We start from the raw sequence: 21,192 nt of genomic DNA, 5'->3' as shown, positions 1-21,192 counted from the left end.
TATGTTTCTGCTATTGAGGTTTTATTTCTTTCTTTCAATGACATAATTCACCATCAAAACTAAGGCTTTTTTGTATTCAGATTCTGGGTAAACATCTAAAAGAGATAGCGCTTCTTGTTGAAAAGCAATCATTTTGTTTTCGGCATACGCCAAACCGTTATTGTTTTTCACAAAGGCGATCACTTCCTTGACTCTTTTTTTGTCTTTATTGTGGTTTTTAATAGAATTAATCAACCAACTTTTTTCTTTTGGTGTACACGTATTCAAAACATGAATTAAAGGCAAAGTCATTTTTTGCTCCTTAATATCGATACCCGTAGGTTTACCGATGGCTTCCTCAGAATAATCAAATAAATCATCTTTGATTTGGAATGCCATACCTATCAATTCACCAAATCTTCGGATATTCTCCACTTGAATTTCATCATCAATAACCGACTTGGCACCGAGAGCGCAACATGCCGCTATAAGTGTTGCTGTTTTTTTGCGAATAATTTCATAATAAACCTCTTCAACTATATCAAGCCTTCTGGCCTTTTCTATTTGAAGCAACTCTCCTTCACTCATTTCACGCACGGCAACCGAAATAATTTTAAGCAAATCAAAATCGCCATTATCAATTGACAGCAACAATCCTTTTGAAAGCAAATAATCACCGACTAAAACAGCAATTTTATTTTTCCAAAGTGCATTGATAGAAAAGAAACCTCTTCGCCTGTTACTGTCGTCAACAACATCATCGTGAACTAAAGTAGCCGTATGAATTAACTCGATGACAGATGCGCCACGATAGGTTCGTTCATTAACTACTCCTGCCGAAACCATTTTGGCAGTTAAAAACACAAACATGGGACGCATTTGCTTCCCTTTTCGGTTAACAATATAGTAAGTAATACGATTCAACAACGCCACTTGAGAAGTCATCGATTCATGAAACTTTTTTTCAAAAAGTTCCATTTCATTAAAGATGGGTTGTTTTATTTGAGAAGTAACATTCATTTCGATTTCAAATATACTGTTTTTAATAAAAAAACACTCAATTAATTCTTCAACAAAACAAAAAAACTAAAATTCAAAAACAACTAGCCAACACAATATAACCAGCATCTTTAAAGTTATCTATTTCATAGATAGCAACTTATTATTTTTTGTATATTAGCAACTAAATCCCCCCCAAATTAAACCTTTTAACATTATTACAATCAAAGTATTATCCTTAACCTTAAAAAACCAAAAATCATGAAAACCAAAAATTTATTACTCGGACTTGCTCTAGCAGCTGGACTTTTTATTAGTTGCGATGTAAAAGACAAAATTGCTGACAACACTCCTTTAACAGCAGATGATGTTAGCACTGAAACAAAAATTGATGCCGCAATCGAAGATGTAGCCTTCATTGCCGAAGACCAATATGCTACTCAACAAGCATCTACTGCAAAACCAAGCGTAGCAAACCCTGGAAACTTACCTTCCTGCGCGACAGTAACAACAGTCGTAACTAGCGAGAGCTATACCAGAACTGTTGATTTCGGAACTACAGGTTGTACTCTTGCAAACGGAAATACAATCAAAGGAAAAATAATTATTAGTTTTTCTAAAGATTTAAGCGCTCCTTCAAAAACACTTTCCTATACTTTAGAAAATTTCTATCACAACGGAAGGCTTGTTCAAGGAAACAGAACTGTAGAATTAACAAAGAAAGCAACCACCCATCTAAACGAAGTTCATCCTGTGTCAACTTTAAATATTGATATGACTGTTACTTTTGAAAATGGAAAAATCTACACTCGTAAAGGAACCAGAACAAGAGAAATAATCGAAGGATACAACACACCGCAATTGACTGACAATGTACTTATCGTTACTGGTAACCACACAACCAGTTATCCAAACGGAACAACAATTACGAGCACAATTGACCCAAGATTACGTTTTCTAGGGAATTGCGTCTATCATTTTCCTGTTAGTGGAAAAATAACTATTGTTAAAAACAATAATCAAGGAGTTATCGACTTTGGTGATGGAACTTGTGACAATAAAGCCACGATAACAATTCAAGGAATAACAGTTGAATACACTTTGACTAAGTAAAAATTACAAACACAAACAAGAATCCCTTTTATGACACTGTCGTAAAAGGGATTTTTTATTTATTATACTTCTTTGTTAGCGAGTTGGCCACAAGCTGCATCAATATCTTTTCCTCGGCTTCGGCGTACTTTTACAACGACTCCTATATTTTGCAACCCTTTAATGTAAGCATTGATTGCTTCTTCTGAAGCTTGTTGAAATTCTCCATCGTCAATAGGATTGTATTCAATTAAATTTACTTTACAGGGTACGTACTTACAAAATTTCACCAAGGCATCTACTGATTCTTTATTATCATTGATTCCTTTCCAAACTACATATTCATAAGAGATTTTACTTTTTGTTTTTCGGTACCAATATTCCAAGGATTCTCTTAATTCCGCCAAAGGAAAATTAGCACTAAACGGCATAATACGTGCTCGGATTTCATCAATAGCCGAATGCAAAGAAACTGCCAATTTGAATTTCGCCTCATCATCGGCCATTTTTTTAATCATTTTAGGGATTCCTGAAGTCGAAACCATTATACGCTTAGGAGACATCCCTAAACCTTCCTCTGAAGTAATCATTTCAATTGCCTTCAACACATTGTTGTAATTCATTAAAGGCTCACCCATTCCCATAAAAACAATATTGGACAACGGATGATTGTAATACAACCTACTCTCTCTATCAATAGCTACAACCTGATCATAAATTTCTGCAGGTTCTAGGTTACGCATTCTTTTCAAACGTGCTGTAGCGCAAAAATTACAATCTAAACTGCAACCTACTTGACTAGAAACACAGGCAGTTGTACGTGTTTCTGTTGGTATCAATACCGATTCCACCACTAAACCGTCATGTAGACGAACCGCATTTTTAACCGTCCCGTCTTCGGACCGTTGCATGGTATCTACTTTGATATGATTGATTACAAAATTAGTTTCCAGCATCAATCTTGTGGCTTTCGCCAAATTAGTCATATCCTCAAAACTGTGAGCTCCCTTGCTCCACAACCATTCATAAACCTGATTCCCACGGAATGATTTATCACCATTGGCAACAAAAAAATCACGTAATTGTTCTTTTGATAAGGCGCGTATGTCTTTTTTTTCCATTTGCATGGCGCAAATTTAAGGTTTTTTGATGATTTTATTCTTTGTTGAAAATTTAAAAGCACACATTATTATTCTTATATAAAAAATAAAGTAATACTAACCCTTTTAATCCTAAAACATTTTTAAGAAAAAAAAGAGGTTGCCTTTTATGGCCACCTCTTTTTTTTGAATAAAACTATAAAATCAAACAAAGGCAGCAATTATCTCTTTAAAGAGAAATGCCCTTTTATTATTCTACCATCTTTTAATTGCAAAGTGTACCAATAATCATCCGCAGGTAAGGAGTATCCGTTGTAGTTACCATCCCATCCTGGTCCCGAAGTATTTATCTCCTTGACCAATTTCCCATACCTATCAAAAATATTAATTTGTGAACCTGCATTTGCTGTTGCTTCAATACCTTTTACATTCCAAGTATCGTTGATTCCATCATTATTGGGAGTAAAGAACTTTGGAGCACCTACTACAGCAATTGTCTGACTTACAATTCCACAACCATTTTTATCTTTCACAAATACATCGTGAATTCCAGGCTGAACATCATAAAAATAAATTGATTCTTGGTAAAACCCTGATATATCATCTAAGTTATAACCATATTCACCAGACCCCGTTGCATGCACTGTAACTGTGTTAATATCGCTAAAATCTACAATATCGATAGATTGAATGGTAGCTATATTTGAAGCCTTCACTTTGATGCTTCTAATTCTACTACAACCAGAAGCATTGGTTACTTTAACTCTATAAATCCCTTCGGCATTCACATTGTTCAAATTATAGGAAGTTGCTCCTGCTATGTCAATACCGTTTTTAGACCACTGATAAGTATAACTACTTATTGGTGAATTATCTTGAATTCCTGCATTTAGTTGCAATAATATTCCAGGGCTATCAGAACAAATCAATTCATCTTCTCCACCATTAGTATTCAAGTTAATATTAGGCAACGGATTAACAACAAACGATATCGATTCGGTAGCAGGACAACTTGTATTTGCAGCATTTTCTACCCTAACCGTTATATTTTGCGTTCCTGATAAGAAAGGATTAGGAAGCGGACTTGGCAAAGCATTACCCGCTTGATCAAAATATTTAACGATCATTCCTGTTTGATTTCCTAGTATAGCAGATTGAACAGAAGAGGTGTTAAAAGGAAATTTTCCATCTTGCAACAAAGGATCCAACTCATTATCACAAGCTATTAATGGAGCCACTGGATTTGCTACTGGCTTAACATCAACCGTAAACACAATAAGTATTGAGTCAGAACAAGCTTGTGGCGTATTATTAGCCACTACTGCTTTAATGGTTTGTGATGCTGTAGTAAATGTAGCAGGAAATGGACTTGGCAAAGTATTACCAGCTTGATCAAAATAGGTTACTATCTTATTAGTTTGTCCGTTTAACACTGTACTATGTAAGGTACTCGTATTGAAGGTCAATATTCCATCTTGATTATCATCACATTGTCTTGGTACGACTACTGGATTTGCAGTAGGTTTAGCCTCTACAGTTAAAGTAATATAAGGACCAGCACTAAAACAACTAGGACTTAAAGTGTTGTTAACGCGTACCCATATTTGTTGGGTATTTGAGTAACCAACGTTTCTATAACTTGAAATATCAGTTATCGCATTGATTTGTGCGGTAGCGTCTGCTTGATTCCTATAGTAAGCAATAGAATATCCAGCAGGAGGCAAAAGCGCCTCCATAGTTGTTTTTGTAGCACTAATATCAAAAGTAGTAACTCCATCTCGATCATCATCACAAACTGCTGTTATAGGAACATTGTACCCAGAAGGGAAAGCTACAACAACATTCAAGGTAATCTTTGCCACACTTGGACATCCATTAGCGCTCACGACCCTAGCCCAAACATCCATACTATGTTTAGTGGTATTCGTAAAAGCTGTTTTATTTGCTATTAAATCTGCAGGAGTCCCGTTCATAGCACCAGCCTGAGTAGTATAATAATCAAACGTTTCACTCGCAGCATTTGCAGAAATTTGGTTATTATTTGCAGTCAAATTAAAACTAGCAAAACCATCTAAATCTGTATCACAAATTGTTATGGCTGTGTTGTTAACAATTGGAGCTGGATCAACTGTAAAAGTAATAGCAGTTTGAGCCGAACAACTTTGTGCGGTATTGTTTGTCACAACCGCTTTTATTGTTTGTGAACTAGTGGTAAAAGTCGCTGGAAAAGGACTTGTGATTAAAACACCATTGGCATCCTTTAGGGGATTGTTAGCTGCATCAAAATAAGTGACAATTTTATTGGTTTGCCCATTCAATAAAACACTCTCTAAAGTAGAAGTGTTAAAAGTCAACTTACCATCTTGGTCGTCATCACATTGTCTAGGAATGTTAACAGTATTAGCAACAGGTAAAGCTTCTACATTCAATGAAAAATACGTACCTAAGCTATAGCAATTACCAAAATCAGCTGTATTGTTGTTATTCACTCGAACCCATATAGGTTGTGTGTTGGCAATTGTATTTCTATAATTCGACAGATTGCTTATTGGAGATGTTTGTGCAGTTGCATCAGCTTGATTGCTATAAAAAGAAACTGTATAACCTGTAGCTGGAAATAATGCTTCAAATGCTGCTTTGGTTGTTGTTAAGTTAAAACTAGTGATGCCATCTTGTACTGCATCATCGCAAACCGGCGCTGGTGGCGATGCAAAAACAAATCCAGTAGGGATTTTAGCTCCCACTTGAAGTGCAATTTTAGCAACATTAGAACAACCAGCAGCATTTTCAACTCTTGCCCATACATTCATATTATGTGCTGTTGCATTTGTATACCCAGCGGGATTTGAAATTAATTCAGCGGGATTGGCACTATTTGCACCTGCTTGTGATGTATAATATTTAAACGTTTCTACAGTATAATTTGCTGAGATTTGAGGCTCTTTAGAAGTTAAATCAAAAGCCATCTTCCCATCTAAATCAGTATCACATTGTACCATAGTAACATCAGTCACTACTGGGGAGCCACTTAGATTTAAAGTCACCTCCGAAGAAAGTACAGGACATGAATTACCTGTTTTACTCAATTCTACTCGGTATTTATAGCCATTTGTAGCTGCAGAAATAGTTAAGGTATTTGTAGTTGCTCCAGAATAGGTTGCATTATTTGAAACCGAAGTCCAAGTTACACCATTGTCTGAGGAAACTTGCCAAAGATAACTGTTTCCACCATTGTCAGCTATGTTAATGACAGCACTCTGCGTAGTACAATCTGTCGAAACTTGTGGTTGTGTAGTGATTACAATTGGAGCTGAAACGAGATAATTACCGTTTGGGGTGGTATAACCATCTGTTCCACTAGTTACTTTTCCTCTTGCATCTATAGTCGCAGGAACGTTGCCTAATATACCATCGCCATTTGCATCTGTAAATCCAGCCTCGATAACATCATTACATAAATCTCCATCACTATCTAAATCACGAAAATTTTTAATACCATCATTATCCGTATCAATAGCTTTTTCGGCTGAATCTAAAATACCATCGTTATCGCTATCTAAATCCAAATAATCTGGAACACCATCACCGTCAGTATCAACCGGCGCAGTAAAAGGTTCGAAATTATCATCAAGTCCATTTTTATTAGCGTCTAGATTGGCTAATACTTTATTCCCAGCTTGTGCTTCAACGATATCCAAAATACCATCGTTATCACTATCAGCATCTAATTGATCTGGTATTCCATCTCCATCCGAATCCTTAGGAACGCAAGCAGCAAAGAAGCGCAAACTAGAATTGGTCGTATTAGTATATGACAAGTTTTTATGCGTGAATTTAATTTTATTAGCCAAATAACTAAAAAATTTAAATGTTGCTATTGCAGGGTTCAATGAGGTAGCACCATTGATTTTAAATCTAATTTCAAATGAGGTAAATTCTTTTACACCACTCTCATATATACCATCATAATTTGTATCAATCAACAATTGATCATCTGGATTTAAAACCGTGATTGTTCTGCCAATATCTGAATTTAAAATATAATCCGAATCAGTATTCAAATAATTAGCAGGAAGTGTAGTTGGTGCGTAGTCTATCCCAATCGTTATAGGATTAGCAAAAATCATTTCATAAGACACCCAATTGAATGAGCCTGCAGGTACACTTGTTACAAAGGTTCCATCAGCATTTCCAGCATATGGAACAGCAGTAGCTTGAGAGGAAGTAGTACGTATTCCTGTAAAGCTATTGGAATATGCTCCCGTACCAGCTGTTATCGTACCAGCTGTATAAGTTAAAGTATTTACAGGCACATCTCCATATGATTCTGTACAATTTGTAATTCCGTCATTATCATTATCGTTATCAATATTATCATTCACAAGATCTCCATCGCTATCTGTTGCACAAACACTAACCGGAATCGGATCTGATAAAAGTGAGTCGCAACCAGTCACGGTTCTTTTGACAGTATAATAACCTGGAATCGAAGGGGTCATTATACTGGTGTTGTTTCCAGATATGGGGGTATTATTAGCAGGATTGTTGTCTAAAATCGAGTTTACGTACCACGTAAAAGTGTCTGCTGGATTTGTTACAGTTGCCGTTAGTGTCACATTAGGAATACAGAGTGAAGTTGCAGAAACTGGCGGATAAGAAACGACCGGTTTGGTATCAAAACCCGAATAATATCCACCATAAGAAGCATCGTTATTAACCCCATTGTACGAAACGTATAATTGTGAAGTCGATTCAATTTTTACATTTCCAGTCAATGAAACAGAATATCGTACAAAACTCGGACTCGTTTTGCCTGTTACTGCAATAGGGGTAGCAGTTGTATTGACTCCGTTTATTGTAACGGTCGAACCTGCTTCGGTAACAATATTCACATTCCCCGTAAAAGTCAATGTCCCTATTTTATCTATTAAAGGAATATTGTTTACTATTTTAGGTGTAGCACAGTTTAGCGGAGGCACAAAAAACATATTTTGTTTTTTCTCAGGCTCAGAATTATTAGCAGTAACACTTTGGTAAGCAAAAACAGCTTCTGAGGTATTTACATACATATTGCCATTGATATAACTACTACCATCTAGAGCAATATAATCCCCTGGATTCGCAAGAGTAGTAAATGGCGTTGTACTACCATTTAAGTATATTTCTGTATTTGGTTTGTTTGCAATTAATAAAACACGTTCGTAGCTGTTACTGGTAGTTCCTCCACCTCTAACAAAAATATATTCTTTACCTGTTTTTTCATAAGACACAATTTGATCAAAACCTAAATCTCGTCCATTTGTGGTTGTGTTATTACTTCCAGCGATTGACCCACAATTGACCACAACAAGTTTGTTAGTCTGTACCAAACCTCCAATCATTTTTGAGCTATTGCTAATAGCACTTCCATTAATTCGGCTTAAATTCAAAACATAGGTTTCATTCTTTTGTAAAGTGACCGTCAACGGTACTGGAATTAATGATCCATCAGGAAACTGAGCACCTGCACCAAGATTGGTAATAGTTACAATTGTATTATTTTCCGTAGCAAGAATAGAAGCAAAATTGGTGTTTCTTGTGTCTCCTGCATTTGGATTTAGAAAACCTCCTAGTCTAAATTCCTTACCTAACCCACTTGTTCCTTTACTCACTAAACCTCCTGCATGATCACTTCCTGAAGCTTTTACACGTGCACTTACAAACACTTCTTCTGCAGCTTCAATAATGTATCCTTTGTTCAAATTGATTCCAAAGTTTGCATTGTCAACAAACAAAGGAGTATTGATACCTGTACCAATTGAAAGAACATATGGCAAACCATTTCTAACTTGAGCGGTAATAGGTGTACCTCCAATGGGTGTAATTGTTAGGTTAACCCAGCCAACAGTTGGTGTCGAAATGTAAAGGTAATGATCGGAAGGCACCACATTTGACGCCGTAGTCAAAGGCGGAATGTAGTGTGTCTTACTTAATTGCGAATAAGAATTAAATACGCCAATTAATATAAACGATAGAACGATTATTTTTTTCATTTTATTAGTACTATTTTGGTTGTTAATCTTTCACTGCCATAAAACCCCTTGTTTGTTAATTTTAACAAAACCCAGTTGTTTTGTTAAAGCATGTCAAAAAACAGGCTCAAACCACTGTATTATACTCTTTTACACTAGTTTTTTTTAATTGAACTTTTTAATAAAAATTAAATATATATATTATATTTGGATTTCCAAACTGGTATACCAATTTATTTAAGATTGATTTTTTAACACTTTGCTTAAAAAAATGAAGTCGAATTAACAGTTTACTCGACTTAATTAATAATTATTTTAATCTATATTTTTTTATTATGACAGAAAAAACAACAAAATCAATTTTGGAAAGGCTTAGGCCTTTTTTTACGTCAAAAACTTCACAGTTAATTCTTCTGACGTGTTTTTTTGTATCGACAATAGCTCAAACAGTCTTACAATTGGATATAGGCAAAAACAGAAGTACTATTTCGACTCAAGCTCTAGCTGTAGATCCACTAGATATTGATGGAGATGGAGTTCCCAATAATATTGATTTAGATGATGATAATGATGGGATTTTAGATGTAGATGAGTCAAAAGTAAATTATGTAACATTAGATGGTTTTTCTCCCTTTAGCCCCTCCACAATCCCTTCAAGCGGATTAGTAGTTGGAAACAGACTGATAAAACCAAATGCACTTAGCTCTTTAGGCTTTACTTATGATGCTATAGTCGAAATAACAGGCGTATCACTAGGCACATCAGGAAGAGTTACTATCGAATCAACAGGAAATATAGTAATTCAAAATGTAAATGCTGTTGAAAACCCATACTTCACTTATTCACTTAAATTTGTACCTGCAGGCTCAGCATCTGCTTCAGGGCCTATAACACCTTCAACTGTTGGACATATCACATTATCTCTTGCAGATATAGATGGCGATGGAACTACAAGACCCTTCGGAGAAGTTGTAGGATACGCAAACACAAACAACATAAAAGGAGCTCCTATTGTAGGGTCAACTTTAACAGCAGCTGGTTTTACTTTTGGGAACACTGGCATTGGAGGTCCTGGAACCAACTTTAATTATTATAGACCAGCAGCATTAACTTCAACTGTTGGTATTCCTAATCATTCAAATTCTGACTATAACAATGCTAATTACAGTTTAATTCTTTCATATGATTCACATACTGAAAGTAATTATGTTTTTGGTATCACTGGAACGTACACAACCTTAGTTGGTGAAAGAAAAACAATAATGTTAGCTAGTATAGGAAATGCTACGGATACTGACTTAGATGGAATTCCAAATATTTATGATTTAGATTCAGATAACGATGGTTGTTCGGATTCAAATGAATATTATTTTTCTAACACAGCTGCAGCACCAGGACAACAATATGGTATGACTAATGGAGCAGTAGCGCCAGTAGATTCTCAAGGTAGAGTTCTAGGCGCATCCTATTATGGAACCTATGATTTAGCAATTATACCTAGCAAAGTCAATGCACCCTCAGATCAATTATTAGCCACAGGTGTAACAACAGCTACCTTCACAGCAACAACACAAGGCCTATCAACTAACCCAACCTATAAATGGCAGTTAAGCACAAATGGAGAAGCAAACTGGTCCGATATTTCAAATGGAGGTAATTATAGTGGTGCCAACACCATTAATTTAAACATCACTGGTGTAACTCTTGCGATGAAGGACTATAGATACAGAGTTTTAGTAACATCAGATGACTACTTATGTGGAACTATCACTTCATTGTCTGGTAAACTAGGTTTCTTGAACATTCCACCAATAGCTAATAACGATAATGCTACGACATTAATGGGAACTTCAGTGATTGTTCCAGTAGCAAGTAACGATACTGATAGTGATGGAACTATTAATGCGACAACAATAGATCTAGACCCATTAACAGCTGATATTCAAACTTCATTTACTGTTACAGGTCAAGGAACATATACTGCTAATAGCAATGGAACTGTAACATTTGTTCCAGTAGCTACTTTCAAAGGAAACTCATCTATAAGTTATGTTATTCAAGATAATTTAGGGGCAGTATCCAATGTAGGTACGATACAAGTAGTAGTAACATCTTGTTTTGATAATCCAAATTTAGACTGCGACAATGATGGTTTATCAAATTCAGCGGAGGTCAGCAGAGGAACAGACCCTGCAAATCCAGATTCCGATGGAGACGGAGTAATTGACGGCACAGAGGTTACAGATAACACTAACCCTTTAGATCCTTGTAATTCAAACCAATCACATGCAACACTTCCAAAGTCAGGACTTTATTTATCCACAAGTTGTGATATCGAAATTTTTAATGGAGTCTCTCCTTTAAGTAATGATGAGGACAACAGAGTCTTTATGATTAGAAATATTGAAAAATACCCTAATAACTCACTACAAATATATAACCGATGGGGAGTTGTTGTTTATGAGGCAAATGGTTATGGAATTGGAAATAAATATTTCAGAGGAGTATCAGAAGGTAGAACTACGGTATCCGCATCCACTGAATTACCAGAAGGGACATATTTTTACGCACTTAAGTATGTAAATTCTAATGGAGAAACAAAGGAACGTTCAGGGTATCTATACATCAATCGATAAAACTATTGTATAACTGTTTATTGTAAACAGGTTCTCAATTTTAAAAAAAATATATGAAGACAAAATTTATAGGATTCGTTTTAGTGCTTTTATCAAGCATCAGTTATGCCCAGCAAGATGCACAGTTCACTCAATATATGTACAATACTATTGTAGTCAATCCTGCTTATGCTGGATCAAGAGAAACCTTGAGTGTATTTGCTTTGCATCGTACACAATGGGTAGGTCAAGACGGTGCACCAGTGACCAATAATTTATCACTTAACACACCTATTAGTAAGAATCTAGGACTAGGAGTATCTATTCTAAATGATCGAATAGGCCCACAAGACAAAAATAATATCGCAGTAGACCTTTCATATAGCGTACCAGTTTCAGAAAACTACAAATTGTCTTTGGGTATAAAAGGAAGTGCTAGTTTACTGAATGTAGATTTTACAAAATTACATCTTGCAAATCCAGGAGACCCAAGGTACCAAGAGAATATTGACAATAAGTTTTTACCAAACATTGGTGCCGGTATTTATTTACATTCTAACAAAGCCTATGTTGGATTTTCAGCACCTTATATCCTAGAGAGCAAACATTATGATGAATCAGGAAGTACATCAAGCTTTATCGCCACTGAAAAAATTCACTATTATTTCATTGGGGGATATGTGTTTGATTTGTCTCCAAGCCTTCAATTCAAACCTTCTTTGCTTACAAAAATTGCACAAGGAACTCCTTTACAAGCGGATTTATCAGCTAATTTCTTGATTAATCAAAAATTCACCGCTGGTCTTGCTTACAGATGGGATGCTGCTTATAGTGCTCTAGTTGGTTTTCAAGCAAGCAATTCATGGTTTATAGGATATGCTTATGACAGGGATGCCACAAAGTTTGCGAATAACAATTCAGGCTCACATGAAGTATTCCTTCGTTATGAATTATTTACAAAGAAAAACATAATAATCTCTCCAAGATTCTTCTAAAAGTACAATTATGAAAATACAAAAACTCGTATACAGTGCACTTTTGCTAGCTGTTGTTTTACAAAACGGATACTCCCAAAAAGCTCAAGTAGAAGCAGCCGATAAAAAGTATGAAGATAATTCTTTTGTTGACGCTATTGCTACCTACGAGCGAATAGCGGAGAAAGGTTATAAAAATGAAAAGATGTTTCAAAATTTAGGAAACGCTTATTATTTTAATGCGGAACTGCCGAAAGCCGAAAAATGGTATGGAGAGCTTTTTGCGATGAATAAAAATCAAGAAGCTGAATATTATTATCGTTATGCACAATCCTTAAAATCAACTGGCAAATATGATAAATCCAACGAAACGATGGATCAATTCAATAAAAAGTCAGGTAACGACAAAAGAGCAAAACTTTATGCCAGTCATAAAAATTACCTTGAAGTTATCAAAGCCAATTCCGGTCGATATACAATCGAAAATGCAGGAATCAATTCAGAATCTTCAGATTATGGTAGCGCCTTAGTCGGAAATAAATTGATATTCGCCTCTGCAAGAGAGGGAAGCACAGGAAAAGTTTTTGAACAAACCAATGAATCCTTTACTGATTTGTATGCTTCGAAAATTTCACCTAATGGAAAATTAGAAGAACCTAAACCTTTTGGCGGGAAGAATATCAATTCAAAGTTTCATGAATCGACGCCTGTATTTACAAAAGATGGTAAAACGGTTTATTTTACTAGAAACAACTTTTTGGATGGTAAAAAAGGTAAAAACGCGGACAAAGTTACCATGTTAAAATTATACAAAGCGACCTTAGTAGGCGATACTTGGGATAATGTTACTGAACTTCCTTTTAATAGTAATAATTACAGTGTTGCTCACCCTGCATTAAGCCCAGATGGTAAAACCTTGTATTTTGCTTCGGATATGCCAGGAACTTTAGGACAATCAGACTTGTATAAAGTAGCTATCAAAAATGATGGGAGTTTTGGAACCCCAGTAAACTTAGGAGCCACAATTAATACTGAAGCGAGAGAATCATTCCCTTTCATCTCAGATGACAATAAATTATACTTTGCGAGTGACGGACGTCCGGGATTAGGCGGTTTTGATGTTTTTGTTTCTAAAATAGAACAAGATGGAAGCTTCAAAGAAGTTCAAAATGTAGCCGCTCCCATCAATGGTCCTCAAGATGATTTTGGATTTATCATAGATAGTAAAACAGGTACTGGTTTTTTTAGCTCCAACAGAGCTGGTGGAAAAGGATATGATGATATTTACAAATTTGCTGAAACTCGTTGCAACCAACAAGTAGAAGGAGTTGTAACCGATTTAGAAACAAACATGGTGCTTCCAAATGCAAAATTAAGTTTGTTTAATGAAAAGTTTGAACTTCAAAAAGAATTCACGTCTGATGCACAAGGACATTATGCTTTTGAGGCAGAATGTGGAAAAACATATTACGTGAGAGCTACTGCTGCAAATTATGTTACTAAAGAAAGTAAAGTGGCTACTAGCACCATCACTGGTAAAACAAATCAACCGATGGCGTTAGAAAAAGTAGGTTGTCAAATTGTAATTGGCGGTGACTTAGCAAAATGTTTTGGCATCAAAGTAATATACTTTGACTTGAATAAAGCTAATATCACTAAAGAAGCTGCATTCGAACTAGAGAAAATATTAGATGCAATGAAACAACATCCAAAAATGAAAATTGATGTTCGTTCGCATACTGACAGTCGTCAATCTACTTCATACAATGAAGCCTTATCAAACAGAAGAGCTAAATCAACGATAGATTGGTTAGTTAAAAATGGTATTAATGCCAATAGATTAACCGGTAAAGGCTATGGTGAATCTCAATTAGTAAATAAATGTTCTAATGGTGTGGAATGTTCTGAAGAGGAACATCAAGCCAACAGACGAAGTGAGTTTATTGTGACTGCAATGAATTAACAAACTTACTTCCTGAAAAGGAAAGTATTAAATCAAAAAACCACTATGAAGCGACTTGCAACATAGTGGTTTTCTTAATTTATGTAGAGACAAATTGAATTTACTCATTCAACATCTGCCATAATTTGTCTTTCAACTCCGTCAACCCTTGTTGTGCGACTGAAGACACAAACAAATAAGGAATATCTTTAAAAGCTACGTCTAGTTCCACTTTCAGTTCTGCTTTTAGTTCGTCGTCTAACATATCACATTTTGTGATAATCAACAAACGTTCCTTATCGAGCATCTCAGGATTATACTTAGTTAATTCATTCACTAAAATATCATATTCCCCTTTGATATCAGGAGTATCTACGGGTACCATAAACAACAAAGTCGAATTACGCTCAATATGACGCAAGAAATAATGACCCAATCCTTTTCCTTCGGCAGCACCTTCGATAATTCCAGGAATATCAGCTATTACAAAAGATTGAAAATCTCTGTACGCCACAATACCTAAATTAGGTTTTAAAGTTGTAAAAGGATAATCCGCAATCTTAGGTTTTGCAGAAGTTAAAACAGAAAGTAAGGTTGATTTTCCAGCATTAGGAAAACCTACTAAACCTACATCAGCTAAAACTTTTAATTCTAAAATCACATCCATCTCCGTTCCAGGCAAACCTGGTTGAGAGTAACGAGGTGTCTGATTCGTTGAGCTTCTAAAATGCCAGTTTCCTAATCCTCCTTTACCACCACGAGAAAGAATTCGTTTTTCACCATGCTCGGTAATCTCAAATAAGATTTCACCCGTTTCTTTATCTTTTACTACAGTTCCTAATGGTACTTCGATAAATTTATCATCACCATCAGCTCCTGTACTACGATCTCCTCCACCATCACCACCGTGACCTGCTTTGATATGACGAGCAAACTTGAGATGAAACAACGTCCATAGCGCTTTGTTTCCCACTAAAATTACGTGACCTCCACGTCCTCCATCACCTCCATCAGGCCCACCTTTCTCAATAAATTTTTCTCTATGTAAGTGAGTAGATCCTTTTCCTCCTTTACCAGACGAAACAAATATTTTTACGTAATCTACAAAATTCCCTTCAGTCATATTCTTTTGTTTAAAGTTTAAAGTTCAACGTTTAAAGTTCTGCAGAGAACTTGAAACTTGAAACCTGAAACCAATTTAATTCTTAATAGCTTTCACCATTACTTTATCAATCTTTGCGCCATCCATATCGACGACTGTTAATTCCATTTTTTGCCAAATCAAGATTTCGCCTTCTTTTGGAATATGTGTTAATTCGGTCATGATTAATCCACTTACCGTGGTTACTTCATAGTCATTGGTTAAATCGTCTAACTCAAAATACGTTAAAAAATCGTGTAATGAATAATGACCATCTACAAACCAACTCCCATCTGGATTTTCAATTAACTTGAATTCCTCTTTATGAAAATCTGAAGCGTCACCTACTAAGGCTTCTAATATATCATTGATGGTTATCATTCCTTGAAAAACTCCATATTCATCGGTTACTAAGGCATAGCGAATATTTGATTTTTTAAATTCTTCTAATGCCTTATAAGCTGTAGTGTGCTCCATCATAAAAGGAGGTTCAGCCATAATACTTTGCAAACCAAAGTCGGCATTTTCAATTGTGGCAAAAATATTTTTCAAATCCACTACCCCAACTATATCATCGTAATTTTCTCCATAAACAGGATAAACTGAATGCAATTCCTCTAGAACACTTGCTCTCACTTGGGTTTTATTTGCATTTAAAGGCAGTAAAACCACCGCTTTTCGGTGCGTCATTAAGGAATTAATCTTTCTATCTCCAATATGAAAAACACGTTCTACGATATCCTGTTCTATTTCTTGAACTTCTCCCCCTTCGGTTCCTTCTTTGATAATGGCTTTGATTTCCTCTTCGGTTACACGACCGTCAGCAGAAGGTTTTATTTGGAAAAAATTCAATAAAAATTCAGTAGAATTTGTTAGTAACCAAATAAATGGTGCGGTTACAATCGAAACCATTTTCATGGGCATAGCCACCAATTTGGCAATCTTCTCAGGATAATTTAATCCGATGCGTTTAGGAACTAACTCTCCTAACACTAAAGAGAAAAAGGTCAAAACCACTACTACTAGTCCAACGGCAATCGAGGAAGCATAGGGTTTTAATATTTCAAATGAACTCACAAACAACTTTACATCGGTAGTGATTTTATCTCCAGAATAGATACCTGTAAGAATTCCGATTAGTGTGATTCCGATTTGAACTGTTGACAAAAACTCATTAGGTGAATTGGCTAACTTAAGTGCCATTTTAGCACTTTGATTTCCTTTTTTTGCCGATGATTCTAATCTGTTTTTTCTGGCAGAAATCAAGGCGATTTCGGACATGGAGAAAATTCCATTTAGTAGTATCAGAAAAAATATGATGAGTATTTCCATTGTTTTAATTAGCCCAGATGGTAGTGAAAAGCCCGGAGTACTTACCACTTATTTTTCTTGCTAGAAAAGAGCGACCGGAGGAAGCTCCTTTTATGGCTTAGAAAAATAGGTGGTAAGAACGAGGACTTGTAACGTACAGCTGGAAATTGCTACAAATTATCAATAACTTGCGATAATCTCTCTGTAATTTCTTCAATTGTTCCTATACCGTTTACGGCGTGAAACTTATTTTGTTCCTTATAGTACCCGATTAATGGTGCTGTTTTTTCGTTGTATTCGTCGTAACGATTACGGATTTTTTCTTCGTCTTGGTCATCAGCTCTTCCAGAAGTTTTTCCTCTTTCAAGCAAACGTGCCACAAGAATATTATCATCAGCCTCTAATGCTACTGTCCCGGTAATGTTCCATCCTTTAGATTGCAAAAATGCATCCAAAGCATCTGCCTGAGCAATTGTTCTAGGGAATCCATCAAATAAAAATCCTTTTGAATCCAGGTTATTATTCACCTCATCCTCAAGCATTTTAATGGTTACTTCATCTGGAACCAATTCTCCTTGATTGATATATGATTTTGCCAATTTTCCTAAATCAGTGTCATTTTTCATGTTGAAACGAAAAATATCTCCTGTTGAAAGATGTGTCAAATTGTATTTTTCTTTCAAAAATTCGGCTTGTGTTCCTTTTCCTGCACCTGGTTTCCCAAATAAAACAATGTTAATCATATTCTTTTTTAAATTTTAATTTTTAATGTAACAAATTGAAAACAGTTAAAAAAACCAAAAGAAGTAAACTCCATAAATTTAGCTTTTTTATATCTTTTCGATTATTTTATTTTTTTTATTCTACTACTTGATAAACTTCGGGTAAATTGCGCCCTAATTCATTATAATCCAAACCATATCCTACGATAAACTTATTTGGAATTCGGATTCCTACGTAATCAATTTTGATGTCTTTTTTATAAGCTTCAGGCTTCAAGAAAAGGGTAGCAATCTTAAAATGTTTTACATTTTGTTTTTTGAACAGTGCTTTTAACTCCTCTAATGTATTTCCAGTATCGATAATATCTTCGATAATGACAACGCTTCGTCCCGCTAAATCTTGGTTCAAACCAATGAGTTGTTTTACTTCCGCTGTCGAGCTAGTTCCTTCATAAGAAGACAACTTAATAAAACTTAGTTCACAAGCGCCTTTATATTGCTTCATAAAATCAGAAACAACCATAAAAGAACCATTGAGCACACCAATAAAAACTGGGGTTTCACCAACAAAATCATTTTCAACCATTCGCACCATTTGTTCAATTGCAAACTCTATTTCTTTTGCAGAAATAAAAGGTTCAAATTGTTTGTCGTGTAGTTGAATCATTGTTTTGTTTTGAATAATCGACAAAGATACAGAATTGTGTTTACTAAAAAAAGGTTTTACTTGTGGTTAGCGCTTTGGCATTGAAAAAGTTCAAACACTAAGAGCACAAAGGAGACACTAAGATTCACAAAGCTTTTTTAAAATCAAAAACAGTAATACTTTGTGTAACGCTGCGGCTCTTTGTGAATCTTTGTGAAACAACTTCATCAATGTTTGATTTTCAATGAAAAATTTGAATCTTTGTTTTGAAAACTGTTTTGAAATAAATTTTCATACCAAATGACGGAATTAGAATCCATTATCGAACAAACTACAGGCTATAAAAATAGTCGGCAAAGCACTGCTGATTATATGTTGGCTCGCCCTGAGTTACTCGATCTATTTCTTTTTTCTTGTTTCGAAATTGACAATCCCAATCACTACAAAGCCTGCTGGGCAATGGAATTGATGGCGTATGAAAAACTAGAATGGTTTCAACCCTATTTAGATTTGATTTGTTCCAAGTCTCAAAAATTAACGAATGAAAGTGCCATTCGCCCTATTGCCAAAGTGCTTTATTTACTTCTTGAAGCGCATTATAAAAAAACTGACGATAGAATCACACTAACAGAAGAACAACGTCAAGACCTTATTGAAACAAATTTTGACTGGTTAATCAACGATGCTAAAGTCGCTGCAAAAGTATACGCGATGCGTTGTTTATATTTGTTAGGCAATGAATACGATTGGATTCATCCCGAATTAAAAACGATTTTGGTAAAAGATTTCAGCACTCATACGGCAGCCTACAAGGCCGTTTCAAAACATATTTTGAAGAAGTTAAAATAGTACTTAAATTTTACTCTCAAACATGGTAACACAGTTACTTATTATCTCGATTTAGTAGCGCCCTATCTTTTTTTAAAAACCAATGGAACTTTTAATTATATTTGAACAACCAAAAATCAAATAACTAAGAACCAACCCATTACACCATGGCTTCACTAGCTACAAACTCCTCCGTTTTAGGTAAAAAAAATGCGCGCCATTTATTACGACGCGCCACCTTTGTTTACACTAAAAGTCTTGTTGACCAATATGCCTTATTGACGCCTACTCAAGCATTAGATCTTTTATTTCAGGAAAAGCCATTAGCTGTAAACCTGCCTTATGACACTAGTTTATACAATGGAGTCGAGGCTGGTTTTTGGACTGAAACTGTACCTGTAATCAACTATACCAACGAAAATGTAAAATCCCGAATCGTAGCTGGATGGTGGTGGTACAATGCAATTAACAGTCCCAACCTTAAATTCAAATTATCGTACTTTTTATCCACTCGATTCACGGTCAATAAAGAGGATGCTGTAGGGAAACGTTCAACTTCCTTTTTCCATCATTTACGACTATTGCTTCATTATTCGTTTGGTAATTACAAAACATTGGCAAAAAAAATGTCCTTGGATAATTCCATGTTGTATTATCTAAACAACAATACAAACACCAAGACAGCGCCCAACCAAAATTATGCTCGAGAATTTCTAGAACTTTTCACCATTGGTAAAGGCCCTCAAGTAGGCCCTGGAGACTACACCAATTATACTGAAAATGATATTGTGGAAGCCGCGAAAGTATTAACTGGCTTCAGACAAAAAACAGATACTTATGTCAATGATCCTGATACCAATATCCCAAGAGGCTATTATGATTTTACGCGTCATGATGTAACCACAAAAAGATTCAGCGCCGCTTTTGATAGCGCTTCCATCTCCCCAGCAACAAATGCAACAGATATGGATAGAGAGCTGAATGACTTTGTTGAAATGATTTTTAACAAACAAGCTACAGCGCTTAACATCTGTCGAAAACTATATATTTACTTCGTAAAAGGAACCATTACATCAGAGGTTGAAACAGATATTATCATACCTCTTGCTACCGAATTGAAAGCAAATAATTACGAGCTTGCACCTACCGTGAGGCGCTTATTACAAAGTTTGCATTTTTACGACCTAGATGATAGCGATAGTAATGACGAAACTATTGGTGGAATTATCAAATCTCCTATTCAACAAGTTTCTGAAATTTGCACCTATTTGAGTGCTACTATCCCAAATCCAAATACCAATCCAAACGATTATTATATCCGTTTTTGGAACGGATTTGTGCACAATACCTACCTTACTTTATCAGACATGCTTATTTTTAGCCCTGAAAATGTTGCGGGACATTTTGCTTATTACAAAGCACCTGAGTTTGACAAAAACTGGATATCGGCAGCCACTTTGATTGCCCGTTATCGTTTAGGCGAATCAATGATTGAAGGCAAAAACCTCATCAATGCCAACAATAATATTTACGCTAAAATTGACATCATACCTGTAATCAAAAACAGCGGTATCATTTCCGACCCTAGTGATGCTTTCACGCTCACCTCTGAACTTTGCAAAGCTTTATTTGCACAAGAACCTGATACGGATCGAATCAATTACTTTATGAACGCCTATTTGCTTCAAGACCTAGCAACCTTCTACTGGAAATCTGCTTGGACAGACTATATCAATACGGGCAATATTAAAGTCATCGAACCGCGTTTAAAAGCATTATTGACTGCTATTTTACGCGCACCCGAAACTCAAATATTTTAATTTTTCATCGCC

At 35.5% G+C, this 21,192-nt stretch carries 13 protein-coding genes; 6 read left to right on the top strand and 7 right to left on the bottom strand.

The features are described from left to right. Positions 1–21: 21 nt before the first annotated feature. Positions 22–999 (bottom strand): polyprenyl synthetase family protein, encoded by a 978-nt coding sequence (locus tag SLW70_RS06090; RefSeq protein WP_320891170.1) that lies wholly within the window; start codon positions 997–999, stop codon positions 22–24. A gap of 240 nt (positions 1,000–1,239) precedes the next feature. Here SLW70_RS06090 and SLW70_RS06085 point away from each other — a divergent pair, with 240 nt between their 5' ends. After that, complete coding sequence (locus tag SLW70_RS06085; protein ID WP_320891168.1) at positions 1,240–2,091, top strand: hypothetical protein; 852 nt, start codon at positions 1,240–1,242, stop codon at positions 2,089–2,091. Between the two features lie 62 nt (positions 2,092–2,153). Here SLW70_RS06085 and rlmN read toward each other — a convergent pair whose 3' ends face one another. Both rlmN and SLW70_RS06075 read right to left on the bottom strand, forming a co-directional pair. Further along, positions 2,154–3,197, bottom strand: coding sequence for a 23S rRNA (adenine(2503)-C(2))-methyltransferase RlmN (gene rlmN / locus SLW70_RS06080; RefSeq protein ID WP_320891166.1), 1,044 nt, complete (start codon positions 3,195–3,197; stop codon positions 2,154–2,156). A 194-nt stretch (positions 3,198–3,391) separates the two neighbouring features. Further along, positions 3,392–9,202, bottom strand: coding sequence for a T9SS type B sorting domain-containing protein (locus tag SLW70_RS06075; RefSeq protein WP_320891165.1), 5,811 nt, complete (start codon positions 9,200–9,202; stop codon positions 3,392–3,394). Between the two features lie 314 nt (positions 9,203–9,516). Here SLW70_RS06075 and SLW70_RS06070 point away from each other — a divergent pair, with 314 nt between their 5' ends. The 3 genes from SLW70_RS06070 to SLW70_RS06060 are packed head-to-tail and all read left to right on the top strand — an operon-like array spanning position 9,517 to position 14,733. After that, the gene (locus tag SLW70_RS06070; protein ID WP_320891164.1) at positions 9,517–11,817 is read left to right on the top strand and encodes a gliding motility-associated C-terminal domain-containing protein; all 2,301 of its coding nucleotides are present in this window, start codon (positions 9,517–9,519) and stop codon (positions 11,815–11,817) included. Between the two features lie 53 nt (positions 11,818–11,870). Then, positions 11,871–12,791, top strand: coding sequence for a type IX secretion system membrane protein PorP/SprF (locus SLW70_RS06065; protein ID WP_320891163.1), 921 nt, complete (start codon positions 11,871–11,873; stop codon positions 12,789–12,791). 10 nt (positions 12,792–12,801) lie between these two features. Next, positions 12,802–14,733, top strand: a complete 1,932-nt coding sequence (locus SLW70_RS06060; RefSeq protein ID WP_320891162.1) for an OmpA family protein — start codon at positions 12,802–12,804, stop codon at positions 14,731–14,733. A gap of 100 nt (positions 14,734–14,833) precedes the next feature. Here the strand turns inward: SLW70_RS06060 and obgE are convergent, their stop codons facing one another. The 4 genes from obgE to hpt form a co-directional block, all read right to left on the bottom strand. Next, the gene (obgE, locus tag SLW70_RS06055) at positions 14,834–15,835 is read right to left on the bottom strand and encodes a GTPase ObgE (protein WP_320891161.1); all 1,002 of its coding nucleotides are present in this window, start codon (positions 15,833–15,835) and stop codon (positions 14,834–14,836) included. Between the two features lie 75 nt (positions 15,836–15,910). After that, positions 15,911–17,134, bottom strand: coding sequence for a hemolysin family protein (locus SLW70_RS06050; RefSeq protein WP_320891761.1), 1,224 nt, complete (start codon positions 17,132–17,134; stop codon positions 15,911–15,913). A gap of 200 nt (positions 17,135–17,334) precedes the next feature. Further along, positions 17,335–17,907, bottom strand: coding sequence for an adenylate kinase (locus SLW70_RS06045; protein WP_320891160.1), 573 nt, complete (start codon positions 17,905–17,907; stop codon positions 17,335–17,337). A 115-nt stretch (positions 17,908–18,022) separates the two neighbouring features. Beyond that, positions 18,023–18,553, bottom strand: coding sequence for a hypoxanthine phosphoribosyltransferase (gene hpt, locus SLW70_RS06040; RefSeq protein WP_320891159.1), 531 nt, complete (start codon positions 18,551–18,553; stop codon positions 18,023–18,025). A gap of 279 nt (positions 18,554–18,832) precedes the next feature. On the opposite strand from hpt, the gene SLW70_RS06035 reads away from it, so the two are divergent. Beyond that, the gene (locus tag SLW70_RS06035; RefSeq protein WP_320891158.1) at positions 18,833–19,381 is read left to right on the top strand and encodes a hypothetical protein; all 549 of its coding nucleotides are present in this window, start codon (positions 18,833–18,835) and stop codon (positions 19,379–19,381) included. A gap of 146 nt (positions 19,382–19,527) precedes the next feature. Continuing rightward, positions 19,528–21,180, top strand: coding sequence for a DUF1800 family protein (locus tag SLW70_RS06030; protein ID WP_320891157.1), 1,653 nt, complete (start codon positions 19,528–19,530; stop codon positions 21,178–21,180). Positions 21,181–21,192: the final 12 nt, after the last annotated feature.

This window comes from Flavobacterium sp. NG2 (genome assembly GCF_034119845.1).
Classification (GTDB): Bacteria; Bacteroidota; Bacteroidia; order Flavobacteriales; family Flavobacteriaceae; genus Flavobacterium.
The sequence above is the reverse complement of the archived record's forward strand: the minus strand, read 5'-3'. Positions and strand labels throughout refer to the sequence as shown.